This is a genomic window from Actinosynnema sp. NPDC050801, assembly GCF_040673975.1.
GTDB lineage: Bacteria > Actinomycetota > Actinomycetes > Mycobacteriales > Pseudonocardiaceae > Actinosynnema.
In genome coordinates, this window is the sequence record NZ_JBFAQZ010000016.1 from 86,268 (window position 1) to 99,068 (window position 12,801).

Genomic DNA, 12,801 nt, shown 5'->3' on the forward strand with positions numbered 1-12,801 from the left:
GCGCTCGGGGAGTCGATAGCACCGGCGTCGAACGGGCAGTAACGCTATCGTGTGCCGACATGTCCAACGATAGCACCGCGCGCATCGTCGCCGGTCTGCGCGAGTGGGTCGCCCAAGCTCCGCCGGGCGCGCGCATGCCGTCCAACCGGGCGCTGACGGCCGAGTACGGCGCGAGCCCGGTGACGGTCCAGAAAGCGATGCACGCACTGGCCGCGCTGGGGCTCGTCGAGGCCCGTCCCGGCGTGGGGACGTTCGTCCGCGCGGCGCGGGCCGTGCGGCCACCGGACTACGGCTGGCAGACCGGCGCGCTGCGCTCGCCGCCGGCCCGCATCCCGGTCCTGGCCACGCCCCTGCGCGGGAACCCGCCGGACGCGATCGGCCTGCACGCGGGCTACCCCGACCGCGAGCTGCTCCCCGAACGGCTGGTGCGCGCCGCGCTCACGCGGGCCGCCCGCACCGAGGCGGCACTGGTCAAGTCGGACTCCGCCGGGCTGCCGGAGCTGCGGGCGTGGTTCGCGAGCGAACTCGCCCAGGCCACGCCGACCGGTGTCACCCCGCCCGCGCCGCGCGACGTCGTGGTGCTGCCCGGCAGCCAGAGCGGTCTGAGCTCGATCTTCCGCGCCCTGGTGGGTTCCGGGCAGCCGCTGCTCATCGAGTCGCCCGGTTACTGGGGAGCGATCCTGGCCGCGGCGCAGGCCGGCGTGCGGGTGGTCCCGGTGCCCAGCGGAGCGGGCGGACCGGACCCGGGCGAGTTGGCACGTGCCTTCGAGGAGACCGGGGCGCGGGCGTTCTACGCGCAGCCGAACTACGCCAACCCCACCGGCGCGCAGTGGTCCCCGGAACTGGCCGGTCGGGTCCTCGACGTCGTGCGCGCCCACGGGGCGTTCCTGGTGGAGGACGATTGGGCGCACGACTTCGGGATCGACACCAGCGCGCGGCCCGTGGCGGCGCACGACGACGCGGGCCACGTGGTCTACCTGCGCTCGTTGACGAAGAGCGCGTCACCGGCCGTGCGGGTCGCCGCCGTGATCGCCCGCGGCCCCGCGCGCGACCGCGTCCTCGCCGACCGGGGTGCGGAGTCGATGTACGTCAGCGGCGTGCTCCAGGCCGCGGCGCTCGACATCGTCACCCAGCCCGGGTGGCGCACCCACCTGCGCACCCTGCGCCACCGGCTGCGCGCCCGACGTGACCTGCTGGTCGGGAGCCTGGCCGAGCACGTGCCGGACGCGCACCTGGAGCACGTGCCGCCCGGTGGGCTCAACCTCTGGGCCCGGCTGCCCGACGCGACCGACCTGGACCGGCTCGTCCGCGAGTGCGAGGCCGAGGGTGTGGTGATCGCGCCCGGCGGGGAGTGGTTCCCGGCGGAGCCCTCGGGCGCCTTCATCCGCCTCAACTACTCGGGGCCGGACCCGGAGCGCTTCCCCGAGGCGGCCCGCCTCATCGGCCGGGTGCTGGGTCGGTCGTCGGACGGCCGGATCGGTGAGGTCGCTCGTTAGGGTGGCGGTCGGGGTGGCGTTTCCGCACCGCGCTGTGGACCGCCGTGGTCGGCCTGGTCGGGCAGGCGGCCTGGATCACCGGCTCCACCGTCCGCCACGCCCGGCTATAGCCTCGGGGCGGTGGAACCCCGCACCGCCGAGCCCGCCGACCTCGACCGGATCACCGCGCTGGACGACTCGTTCACCACCGACACCGTGTTCGAGGTGGTGGCCACGCCCGAGGGCTTCACCCTGCGCCCCACCCCGGTCGACCCGCCGTTGCACAAGGTGTTCCCGCCGGACGACGACCCGGGCGGCACGGTGTTCGTCGTCGCCGACGGGCCGCGGGTGCACGGGTTCGTCGTGGTCGACCTGGAGCACTGGCACCGGCGCCTGGTGATCCGGCAGGTCACCGTCGCGCCGGAGCAACGCGGGCGCGGCATCGGCCGGGCGCTGGTGGCCCACGCCTGTGCCCACGGCCGCGAGCACGGCGCGGTGACGGCGTGGTTGGAGACGTCGACGGTGAACGTGCCCGCCGTGCGCGCCTACCGCCGGATGGGCTTCTCCTTGTGCGGCCTGGACACCACGTTCTACCGGGGCACGCCCGCCGAGGGTGAGACCGCGTTGTTCTTCGCCCGCGACCTCTAGCAGTAGGTCGCGGCGGGCAGGTTCCCCGCCAGGTAGGCACCGGGCGGCACGCCCATCGTGGCCCGGAACTCGCGGGTCAGGTGCGCCTGGTCGTAGTAGCCGAGCTCGGCCGCCACCCGCGCCCACTCGCCGCGACCGCCCCGCGCCACCACCCGCCGCACCCGGTCGACCCGGGCGAACTGCTTGGGCGACAACCCGACCGCCTTGGTGAACAACGCCCGCAGGTGCCGTTCGCTGACGTCCAGCGCCCGCGCCGTCTCCGCCACGCCCCGCGTCCGCAGCAACCGCACCGCCGCGTGCACCAGGTCCGACCGCTTCGGGTCGGTCGACGTGATCCGGCTCAGCAGTGCCGAACGCAATGCGGCCACGTCGGGCACCGGCCGGCCCCACACCTCGCTCAACGGCACGGCCCGGTCGACCAGCTCGTCCACCGGCACGTCCAGCACCGCCTGCGCCCGCCCCGGCGTCAACCGCACGACCGTCCGCCGCGCCTGCCGCCCGGCGCTGTAGCGGGCCCGGGCGCGCGGCCCGATCACGTAGGCGCCCTCCGACTCCGTGCACAGCACCAGCGTGGTGGCCGCGTCCGGCGCGTGGACGTGCGTGTCGCCGTCGAACGACTGGGTCCCGATCCCGGCGACCCACGGCCGCAAGTGCTCTTCCACGTCCGACGACAACCACCGAAACGTCCAAGACCTTCCCGGCGCCGGGAACCGAGACTCGTCCCATGTTGCTGATCACGGGTGCCACCGGCACCACCGGCCGTGAAGTAGTCCGCCTCCTCACCGACGCCGGGACCGCGTTCCGCGCCATGTCGCGCACGCCGACCGGTGGCCAGGTGCACGGCGACCACACCGACCCGGCGTCCCTCGACCGGGCGGTGGAGGGCGTGGACGCGGTGTTCCTGCTCGGCCCGGGAACCCCCGACCTGCCCGCCTACGACCTGGCCGTGCTCGACGCCGCGAAGCGCGCGGGCGTGCCGAAGGTGGTGAAGCTGTCGTCGATCCCGACGGGCCCGGTCGCCGAGTGGCACCGTCCCGGGGAGGAGGCCACCCGCGCGTTCCCCCGGTGGACGTTGTTGCGCGCGAGCCTGTTCGCGTCGAACTCGCTGCAATGGGCACCGCACATCGCCGCCGGCGAACCGATCCCGAACCCGATGGGCACGACCGCGCTCGGCGTGGTCGACCCACGCGACCTCGCCGAGGTGGCGGTGCGGGCGCTGCTCGCCGACCACCACGGCCGGACCTACACCCTCACCGGCCCGGAACTGCTGAGCACCCCCGACCAGGTGACCGTCCTGTCCCAAGTCCTCGGCCGCCCACTGTCCACCGTGGACGTGCCCCTGGAGTCACTGCCCGAGGCCTACGCGGAGGGCGTGCGTGCCGTACGCCGAGGCGACGCATCCCTGCTGTCGGACGACATCGCCACCATCCTGGGACGCCCCGCCCGCACCTACGCCACCTGGGCCCGCCACCACTACCCAACCCCACCACCAAACCCCACCACCACCTCCTGATCCCTACCCCTTCCCCCAACCCTCCCCCACCCTTTTCCCACCCCAACCGCATCACCTTGACCCGCCCCATCCCCCGCCCTGTTCCATCCCTCGACCAACCGGACCACCACGCGAGGTCGCGTCGATCGCTCGCGCCTGATTTTTCGGCGATCACGCTTTTCGATCGCCGAAAAATCAGGCGCGAGCGATCGACTTCCAGGCGACCGAGCCCGCCGTCTGCGGAGCAGCGGCAAAAGATACAGCTTCCCGGGCGATGTCCGTGCGTGATCGCACGCCCAGTTTCGCGAGCACGTGCGAGACGTGGGTGGCCACCGTGCGGCCGGACAGGAAGAGGCGTTCGCCGATCTGGCGGTTCGACAGGCCGGACGCCACCAGTTCGGTGACCTTCAGCTCCATCGGTGTCAGGCTCTCCCACCCGTGCGTGGCCCGCCGGTGCTTGGCGTGCGGGCCGCGCCGGATGCCGTGCTCACGCAGCCGCGCGAGCAGCCGGGTGGAGTCCCACTCCGCGCCCAGCTCGGCGTGCACGTCGACGGCGTGGCTCAACGCCGCCCGCGCCGACGGCCGGTCGCCCGCCGCGGCGAAGACCTCCGCCGCCCCCGACAAGGCCTTGGCCCGGAACAGCGGCCGTCCCGCCACCCGGTACTCCTCCGCCGCGTGCAGCAACCCGACCGGGTCGGCCGACACCAGCGCCCGGCAGTAGGCGGCGGACGCGCGCCGGTGCGGGACGTCCAGTTCGGCGGCCAACGCCTCGGCGTGCGCGACCGCCGCCGCGGCGTCCTCGCCCAGCTCGACGGCCAGCCGCACGAAGTCGGGCAGCAGGTCCTCCACCGATTCCCACCCGGTCAGCACCGACCACGCCTCGCGCACCCGCCCGGCCTGCTCCAGCTCCAGGCTCACGGCCAGCGCCAACGGCCCGATCACGTGCCCTTCGAGGCGGGGCGCGGCGTCACCGTCGACGGAGTCGACCACCGGACCGAGGTGTCGCCGCGCGCCCGCCGCGTCACCCCGGTGCAGGTGGATCAACGCGGCCACGCCGTGGTCGCAGCGCGACACCATCGGGTGCTTCAGGTCGTCCGCCAGCAGGTCGACGTCGACCAGCGCCTCGTCCCACCGACCGGCGTCGAGCAACAACTGCCCCAGCGCGCTCTGCGCCTGCGCGAGCCGCACGAGGTTGCCGACCTGGTCGGCGGCGTGCCTGACCACCTGCGCGGACGCGATGGCCTCCGCGCCGCGGTCCAGCTCGCCCAACGTCACGGCCTGGTTGATCTGCAGCAGCAGCCGCAGGTCCGACGTCGCGGGCTCGCCCATGGCCACCGCCAGCGCCCGGTCGAACAGCGGCAGCGCCTCGGCCATCTGACCGCGCACCATGGCCACGATCGTGCGCACGTGCAGCGCCCAGCTCGTGGCCCACCGGTCGCCGTCGACCAACGCCGCGCGGGCGAGTCGTTCGGCGTCGTCCAGCTCACCGACGTCCCAGTGCGCGCGGGCGGCCAGCACCAGCAGCCGCGCCCGGTCCGACGAGGTGAGGTCCGGCGCGGCGAGGGCGCGGTCGACCTCGACCAACGTGTCCGCCGAACGCCCGGTCATGCTGCGGCACTGCGCCAACGTCCAGTGCAGGTCGACGAGCGTCCCGTGCTCCAGGCCGGCGAGCGCGACGGCTTCCGCGCCGTGGTGGTCGCCCAGCCGGAACCTGGCCTCGGCCAGGTGCGCCAGCAGCACACCGCGCCGCGCGCCCGCGTTCGGCGCGACCACGACCCGGCCGAACAGGTCGACGGCGGCCTCGGGCGCGTGCGCCACGAGCATCGCGCCGTGCACGACGAGCCAGTCCGTCACCCAGTCGGGCATCCGATCGTCGGCGGCGAGCAGTTGCCGGGTGACCCGGTCGACGCCGGCGCCCGTGTCGACCAGCGCCCGGGCCGCCTCGACGTGCCACGCGCCGCGGGCCGCCTCGGGCACCTCGTCGTACAGCGCGGTGCGCACCAGCGGGTGCCGGAACGACAGGCCGGCGGTGCCGTCCACCAGCACGCCCGCCACGGTCGCCTCCTGCAACGCGGGCAGCAGCTCCACCACGCGCATGCCGAGCACGGCGGCCAGGTCGGCGACCGGGAAGTCCACGCCGAGCAGGGCGGCCGCGACGAGCACCCGGCGCACGTCCGCGCCGAGGAACCCGATCCGGTCCGCGATCGCGGCCGACAGCGACGGCGGCACGCCGGAGTCGACCAGCCGGGCCGTGCCGGTGGCGTCGACCTCGATCGCCGCGCCGCGGGTCAACGCCTCGACCAGTTCGACCAGGTAGAGCGGGTTGCCGCCGGCGTCCTCGGCCAGCCGCGCCAACGCCTCGTCCGGCGTGCCGCCCGCCAGCTGACCGGTCAGCTCGACCACGGCGGTCGGCGCGAGGCGCGGCAGCGGCAGCCGGGCCAGGCCCTTGCGCAGCGCGGCCAGGTCGTCCCGGCGCGGCAACGCCCGCAGCACGCCGATCAGCAGCAGCGGCAGTTGCGGCACCAGGCCCGCCAGCCGGCGCCACACCGCGACGCTCGCCTCGTCCGCCCACTGCAGGTCGTCCAGCACCAGCACCACGGGCCCGATGGCGCACAGGTCGTCCACGCGCGCCAGCAGGCGTTCGGCGGTGACGGCGGCGCTCTCCGACCGGGCCACGGCGAGCGCGTCCAGCAGCGGCAGCAGCGGGAGGGGTCGGCCGAGCTCGTCGCCGGCACCCCGGCACACCCGGAAGCCGCGGGCCGCCGCGACGTCGCACGCGGCTCGGACCAGGGCCGTCTTGCCGATGCCCGGTTCACCCTCGACGAGCAGCGCGCTGCCCCGCCCCTGGGACAGGTCGTCCACCAGCGCCAGGAGGCGGCCCAGTTCACGCTCGCGGCCGGCGAGACGCAGGGTGACCGCACGCACACCGTGAGAATACGGCGCTAAGCCCAGGTTAACAAGATGTTACATTCTTTGCCAATTAACCTGATCGTCGCACAGTTGCCCGTTTGTTCACGCCGATTACGCTCCACGTCCCGTCGACTGCTGCCACGGTAATCGCCGGAATTCCCCGACCCCGTCGACTGGAGAACGCATGCGAATCGGACGAGTGCTCATCGCCACCCTCGTGGTCGCCCTCTTCACGACCGCCGCACAAGTGGCCACCAGCCCGTTCGGCGGAATGCCCTACAACTGACCGGCGATATTCCAACCCGCGCCGCGGGTATTCCACCCGGGTTGGCGAATAGCGACGAATAGGGGACGTCCGGACAACGGAGTCCGGCGCACCCCGTCGCACCCCGGGCATTCGGCCTTCTTCCGCCGTCCTCCCGCCGCTACGCTGCGGAAGCGTGGCACCGGCCCCGACCCGAGGCGCCGCGCGCGTGGTGCGCTGCGGTGCGGTCGGGCTGTCCACCGGTCTGCTCGCCGTGCTGGCCCACGCCGGGGGCGGCGGCCACCTGCCCTCGCTGCCGCACGTGCTGGTGTTCGCGCTGGCCATGGCGTGGACGTGCGTGCCGCTGACCGACCGGCAGCTCGGGTTCGCCGAACTGCTGGGCCTGGTCGGCGTGGTGCAGCTGGCCGCGCACGTGTTCCTGGCCGGGCTGTCCCGGCACCCGCGCGACGTGGTGCCGTCGCCGACGATGCTACTGACCCACCTCGTGGCCACCGCGATCGTCGTCGCGGCCCTGGCGGGCTTCGAGCAGGCCGTGTTCCGGCTGGCGGCCGCCCTGGCCGCGGTGCTGCCGCGCAGGCTCAGCCCGCGGCCCGCGTTCGCGCCGCTGCGCATCCCGATCGCCGCGCACCCGCCACAGCCGTTGGCGGAGGCGCTCCGCCGCCGCACGCTGCCCCGCCGCGGCCCGCCCCACTCCTAGGAACCGCACCTCCCCACCACCGTCCCGCGCTTCGGGGACCGGTGGCACATCCCCATACCTAGGAGTTCCTCGCCATGACCGAGTCCTGGCGCGGCCTCGTGCTGCGCTTCCACTTCTACGCGGGCGTGCTGGTCGGCCCGTTCGTGTTGGTAGCCGCCCTCACCGGCGTGCTCTACGCCGCGACTCCCCAGTTGGAGTCGTGGCTCTACTCCGATCAGCTGCGGGTGCCCGCGTCCACGTCGTCGGTGCCGCTGTCACAGCAGGTGAAGGCGGCGGTGGCGGCCCGACCCGGTGACCGGCTGGTCGCCGTCCGGCCCGCGCCCGAGCCCGGCGCGACGACCCGCGTGCTGTTCGCGAGCGACGGCGACGCGCGCCCCACCGTGTTCGTCGACCCCGCCGACGGCGCGGTGGTCGGCGACCTGATGACCTACGGCACCAGCGGGGTCCTGCCGCTGCGCACCACGATCGACGGCATCCACCGCAACCTGCTGCTCGGCGAACCCGGCCGGCTCTACAGCGAGCTGGCCGCGTCCTGGCTGTGGGTGGTGGCTCTGGGCGGTGTGTTCCTGTGGTTCAGCCGCCGCCGCGCGCAGCGGGTCAGGCCCACCACCAAGCGGCACGCCACGCTGGGCCTGTGGGTGCTGGCGGGCGCGCTGTTCCTGTCCGCGACCGGCCTGACGTGGTCGACCTATGCCGGCGAGAACGTCGCCGCCGTGCGCCAGGCGCTCGACTGGACCACGCCCGCCCTGTCCGGCGGCGGCGACCACGCCGGGCACGACATGACCGACCCGATCCCGGTGTCACCGGGCGAGGTGGACTCCGTGCTCGCCGCCGCCCGGGCGGCGGGCATCGACGCGGGCACCATCGAGATCGCCGTGCCGCCGATGGCGGGGATGCCGTACAACGTCACGGAGATCGAGCGCTCGTGGCCGACCCAGGTGGACGCGGTGGCCATCTCCGGCGGCGAGGTCGTGGACGAGGTGCGGTTCGCCGACTACCCGCTGGCGGCCAAGCTGACCAGGTGGGGCATCGACGCGCACATGGGCGTGCTGTTCGGCTGGCCCAACCAGCTCGTGCTGCTGGCGCTCGGGCTCGGCCTGGTGGCGCTGGTCGTGCTGGGTTACCGGGTGTGGTGGCTGCGCCGCCCGACCACCGGCTTCGGCCGGCCGGTGCCCCGCGGCCAGTGGCGGAAGGTGCCGCGGGCGCAGTTCGTCGCCGTGCTGGTCGTCGCCGCGGGCGTCGGCTGGTTCGTGCCGCTGTTCGGGCTGAGCCTGCTGGCGTTCCTGCTGGTCGACGTGGTGCTGAGCACGCGGGCGCGGCGCAAGGAGGTCACCGGGCCGGTCGAGCGGGTGTCCGGGTAAAACGGCGCGACGGCCGAGCCGGGTGCGGGTTAGCCTCAGCCATGCGCTTTGGTTGACGCCCCGTACCGCCCCCGGCTCGGCCGCTGGCCCGCCTCGCGGTGGGTTGGGCGGTGCTGGCCGACACCGTGCCGATCTACCCGCTGTACGCGCTGCTGTTCGTGTCCACCGGGTTGTCGGACGCCGAGGTCTCGGTGCTGTTCGCGATCTGGTCGACGGTCGCGGTGGTGGCCGAGGTGCCGTTCGGCGCGTTCGCGGACCGGTTCTCCCGGAAGTGGTCGATCGTCGGGGCCGGCGCGTGCCAGGCGGCCGGCTACGCGTTGTGGACCGTGCTGCCCGGGTTCACCGGTTTCGCCGTGGGTTTCGTGCTGTGGGGCGTGGGCGGCGCGATGTCGTCCGGTGCGGTCGAAGCGCTGCTGCACGACGGGTTGGCGGAGGTCGGTGCCGCCTCGCACTTCGGGCGCGTGCTCGGTCGCGTCACGGCGGTCGGGCTGCTGGCCCAGATCCCGGCCGCGCTGCTGGCGGTGGTGCTGTTCTCGTCGGGTGGCTTCGTGCTCGTCGGGTGGGTGAGCGTGGCGACGTGCCTGGGCGCGGCCCTGGTGGCGACCCGGTTGCCCGAGACGCCACGACCGGAACCGTCCGGGTACCTCACCCTGTTGCGGTCCGGCCTGGCGGAGACCGTGCGGGTGCCGGACGTGCGGCTCGCCGTGCTGGTGGTGGCGATGTTGGCGGCGATCGACGCGTTCGAGGAGTACTTCCCGCTGGTCGCGGCGGGTTGGGGCGTGCCGGTGGCGTTGGTGCCCGCGGCGACGTTGGCGATCCCGTTGGCCGGTGCGGCGGGGGCGGCGCTGGGTGGGACGCGGCTGCCGTTGGGCGTGCTGCTGGGTGGTTCGGCGGTGCTGCTGGGCGTGGTGGGCGTGGTCGCGCACCCGTTCGGACTCGCGGGCGTGGCCGTGTTCTACGGCGCGTACCGGCTGGTGTGGGTGAGCGCGGAGGCGCGGTTGCAGTCGCGGATCACGGGTGACGCGCGGGCGACCGTGACGTCGGTGGCGGGTCTGGGCAGCGAGGTGTTCTCGTTCGCCGTGTACGGGGCTTGGGTGTCCGGTGGCGTGGTCGCGGTGGCCGTCGTGGTGCTCGTGCCCGCGTTCGTCCTGCCCAGGGCGTTCTCCAGGCACAGGGTGCTCTCCGGCCGGTCGCGCTCCCGGCCGGAACCGGACGACACGGTCGTTTCACCACCGTGAACCTTGTTGACGAATGTGGTCCAGACCACACAAGCTCGTCGTCATGGTTGGGAAATCGGTCTTCACCGCCGTTCTGGTGGCGGTCGGCTTGGTGGTGGTGCCGTCGCAGTCCCCGGCGGCGCCGGCCACGTTCACCCATCCCGGGGTGTTGGTGAGCAGGGGACAGCTGGACTTCGTGCGGGCGGCGGTGAACGCGGGCACGCAACCGTGGCGCGGTGCGTACGACCAGATGATGGCGCACCCGTTCGCTTCGCTGTCGCGCGTGCCGAAGCCGCGTGCGGTGGTGGAGTGCGGGTCGTACTCCAACCCGAACTACGGGTGCACGGACGAGCGTGAGGACGCGTTGGCGGCGTACACGCTGTCATTGGCGTGGTACGTGACGCGGGACGACCGGTATGCGGCCAAGGCGATCGAGATCATGGACGCGTGGTCGGCCGCGATCCGCGACCACACCAACACCAACGCGCCGTTGCAGACGGCGTGGGCGGGGTCGTCGTGGCCCCGTGCGGCGGAGATCATCAAGCACGTGCGCGGCAACTGGCCGAACTCCGGCCGGTTCGCGACCATGCTGCGGGAGGTCTACCTGCCGGAGATCGTCAACGGCCGTGCGGCGACGAACGGCAACTGGGAACTGTCCATGATGGAGGCGACGCTCGGGATCTCGGTGTTCCTGGAGGACCGGGCGGTGTACGACCGGGCGGTCTCGACCTACCGCACCCGGATGCCCGCGTACGTCTACCTGACCACCGACGGCGCGCTGCCCCGCACGCCGCCGGGCAGCGGCATCGACACCCGGGACGAGATCATCTCGTACTGGCACGGCCAGAGCACGTTCGTCGACGGCCTGTCCCAGGAGACGTGCCGCGACTTCGCCCACACCGGTTTCGGCCTGGCCGCCGCCGCGCACATCGCCGAGACCGCCCGTCACCAGGGCCAGGACCTGTGGTCGGAGGTGCGCGAACGCCTGCGTCACGCCTACGGCCTGCACGCCAAGTACCAGCTGGGCACCGAACCGATGCCGTCCTGGCTGTGCGGCGGCACCCGCAAGCAGGCCCTGGGCCCGACCACCGAGGTCGCGTTCAACGCCCTGCACACCCGCCTGGGCATCGCCATGACCAACACCCAGGCCTTGACCGAACGCCAACGCCCGGCCGGCACCGACCGCCTGTTCGTCGCCTGGGAAACCCTGACCCACGCCACCAACCCCCACTAACCCCGCGAGTCGAACCCTCACGTCCCGCGAGTCGAACACTCGGGCCCCGCGAGTCGAACCTCCAGGACCCACGAGTCGAACCTCCAGGACCCATGAATTCAACGTTCAGCGCGAGCGGACATGTCCTGGGCGTTGAGTTCGGGGGTCCTGAGCGTTCGACTCGCGGGACCTTGAGGTTCGACTCGCGGGGACTGGAGGTTCGACTCACGGGGTGGTGAGGGAGTTGGTTTCGGGGTAGGAAGGGAGGTCGGTGGGGAGCGGGGTGTGGTCGCGGACGGCGTCGGCGGTGCGGACGGTTTCGGCCAGGGCGGCGCGGAAGAGGAGGGAGCCCGTGCTCACGCGGCGGACGCCCAGGTCGCGCAGGGTCGGGGTGGGCAGGTCGGGCAGGACGTTCAGCGGCACGGGCAGGGCGGCCACCGCCTCGGCGATCCCGTGCTCCTGCTTCAGGCCCGGGATGAAGACGCCGTCGGCGCCGGCGTCCACGTAGGCCCGGGCGCGACTCAGGGTGGAGGGCCGGTCCACGGCCAGCCAGTGCGTGTCCACGCGGGAGTTGACGAACAGGCCCGGTGCGGCCTCCTTGAACGCGCGGATGATCCCGACCTGCTCCTCGGGGTCCGCCAGACCGGCGCCACGCCCGTCCTCGACGTTCACGCCCGCCACGCCCAGCTCCCACAGCTCCGCCGCCAACGAACGCACGTCGCCGCCGAACCCCGCCTCCACGTCCACCGTCACCGGCACGGGCAGCCGCACCAGCAGCCGCGCCAACGCCACCGTCGCCTCACGCGCCACCCCCGCCGCGTCCGGCAGACCGTTCGCCACCGCCACGCCCAGGCTCGTCGTCCCGACCGCCGCGTACCCCGCCCGCACCAGCGCCGCCGCCGACGCGAAGTCCCACGCGTTCGGCAGCACGAGGAAGTCCTCGTGCAACCGGTGGAACGCCCGCGCCCCCTCCACCAGCGCCATCGCGTGCGCCTGCCCCGGGCACGCGTGCCGCCCAGCCCCGAACCACGCCTCGCCGAGGTCCACCTCGACCACCGACCCGTCCGGCGCGACCCGCCGCGTCAGCGGCACCGGCGGCTCCACCCCGGCGATCAACGCCCGGGTCGCGTCGCACGCCTGCACCAGCAACCCGATCCGGTTGGCCGTCTCCTCGTCCCACACCCCGCCGCACGCGGAGACCAGCCGTGCCACCGCCTCATCGGCCTCACGCGTCACGGGAACGTGCGGCTGGTAGCACGCGGCCACCACCGCGACGTCCGACGCGACCGACCCCGACAGCCCCGACGCCGAGGCCAGCACCGCCACCGGGTCGCCCGCCCGCCGCAACGACGAAAGATCCACAGTGGACAGCAGCCGCTCCGCCAACGCCCGCCGCCGCACGTGGTCCGCACCCTCGCTGAACCGCACCACGCCGGCCCGCAACCACGCCACCCCGGACGTCGCCGCAGGCACCGGCGTCACCACATATGCCTCATCCGACAGAACACGCATGCGGTCAACGT

The 12,801-nt window shown here is 73.6% G+C and carries 10 protein-coding genes; 7 read left to right on the plus strand and 3 right to left on the minus strand.

Features of this window, described 5'->3' with window-relative positions; genetic code table 11:
• The first annotated feature begins 59 nt into the window (after positions 1–59).
• Together AB0K14_RS29585 and AB0K14_RS29590 are read left to right on the plus strand one after the other, a co-directional pair.
• Positions 60–1,496, plus strand: a complete 1,437-nt coding sequence (locus AB0K14_RS29585; protein WP_360446632.1) for a PLP-dependent aminotransferase family protein — start codon at positions 60–62, stop codon at positions 1,494–1,496.
• A gap of 120 nt (positions 1,497–1,616) precedes the next feature.
• Positions 1,617–2,123: a GNAT family N-acetyltransferase gene (locus tag AB0K14_RS29590; RefSeq protein ID WP_360446630.1), complete on the plus strand. Its 507-nt coding sequence runs from the start codon at positions 1,617–1,619 to the stop codon at positions 2,121–2,123.
• Here the strand turns inward: AB0K14_RS29590 and AB0K14_RS29595 are convergent.
• On the minus strand, positions 2,120–2,785 hold the full coding sequence (locus AB0K14_RS29595; protein WP_360446628.1) for a helix-turn-helix domain-containing protein: 666 nt from the start codon (positions 2,783–2,785) through the stop codon (positions 2,120–2,122). The genes AB0K14_RS29590 and AB0K14_RS29595 overlap by 4 nt on opposite strands.
• 62 nt (positions 2,786–2,847) lie before the next feature.
• Here AB0K14_RS29595 and AB0K14_RS29600 point away from each other — a divergent pair, with 62 nt between their 5' ends.
• A complete protein-coding gene (locus AB0K14_RS29600; protein ID WP_360446626.1) occupies positions 2,848–3,636 on the plus strand; it encodes an NAD(P)H-binding protein in 789 nt (262 codons plus the stop codon).
• Positions 3,637–3,810: 174 nt separating this feature from the next.
• Here the strand turns inward: AB0K14_RS29600 and AB0K14_RS29605 are convergent, their stop codons facing one another.
• The gene (locus AB0K14_RS29605) at positions 3,811–6,540 is read right to left on the minus strand and encodes an AAA family ATPase (protein ID WP_360462832.1); all 2,730 of its coding nucleotides are present in this window, start codon (positions 6,538–6,540) and stop codon (positions 3,811–3,813) included.
• A 425-nt stretch (positions 6,541–6,965) separates the two neighbouring features.
• On the opposite strand from AB0K14_RS29605, the gene AB0K14_RS29610 reads away from it, so the two are divergent.
• From AB0K14_RS29610 to AB0K14_RS29625, 4 genes are all read left to right on the plus strand, one after another.
• Positions 6,966–7,487: a hypothetical protein gene (locus AB0K14_RS29610; RefSeq protein WP_360462829.1), complete on the plus strand. Its 522-nt coding sequence runs from the start codon at positions 6,966–6,968 to the stop codon at positions 7,485–7,487.
• 74 nt (positions 7,488–7,561) lie between these two features.
• Complete coding sequence (locus tag AB0K14_RS29615) at positions 7,562–8,848, plus strand: PepSY domain-containing protein (protein ID WP_360462826.1); 1,287 nt, start codon at positions 7,562–7,564, stop codon at positions 8,846–8,848.
• Between the two features lie 110 nt (positions 8,849–8,958).
• The gene (locus tag AB0K14_RS29620) at positions 8,959–10,086 is read left to right on the plus strand and encodes an MFS transporter (protein ID WP_360462823.1); all 1,128 of its coding nucleotides are present in this window, start codon (positions 8,959–8,961) and stop codon (positions 10,084–10,086) included.
• Between the two features lie 43 nt (positions 10,087–10,129).
• Complete coding sequence (locus AB0K14_RS29625; protein ID WP_360462820.1) at positions 10,130–11,299, plus strand: alginate lyase family protein; 1,170 nt, start codon at positions 10,130–10,132, stop codon at positions 11,297–11,299.
• Between the two features lie 204 nt (positions 11,300–11,503).
• On the opposite strand, the gene AB0K14_RS29630 is transcribed toward AB0K14_RS29625, so the two are convergent.
• On the minus strand, positions 11,504–12,790 hold the full coding sequence (locus AB0K14_RS29630) for an isocitrate lyase/phosphoenolpyruvate mutase family protein (RefSeq protein WP_360462817.1): 1,287 nt from the start codon (positions 12,788–12,790) through the stop codon (positions 11,504–11,506).
• Positions 12,791–12,801 lie beyond the last annotated feature (11 nt).

Excerpts from the sequence above, each read along its gene's own strand:
- AB0K14_RS29600 (WP_360446626.1), top strand. The coding sequence starts at position 2,848 with ATGTTGCTGATCACGGGTGCCACCGGCACCACCGGCCGTGAAGTAGTC.
- AB0K14_RS29585 (WP_360446632.1), top strand. The coding sequence starts at position 60 with ATGTCCAACGATAGCACCGCGCGCATCGTCGCCGGTCTGCGCGAGTGG.
- AB0K14_RS29630 (WP_360462817.1), bottom strand. The coding sequence starts at position 12,790 with ATGCGTGTTCTGTCGGATGAGGCATATGTGGTGACGCCGGTGCCTGCG.
- AB0K14_RS29615 (WP_360462826.1), top strand. The coding sequence starts at position 7,562 with ATGACCGAGTCCTGGCGCGGCCTCGTGCTGCGCTTCCACTTCTACGCG.
- AB0K14_RS29625 (WP_360462820.1), top strand. The coding sequence starts at position 10,130 with ATGGTTGGGAAATCGGTCTTCACCGCCGTTCTGGTGGCGGTCGGCTTG.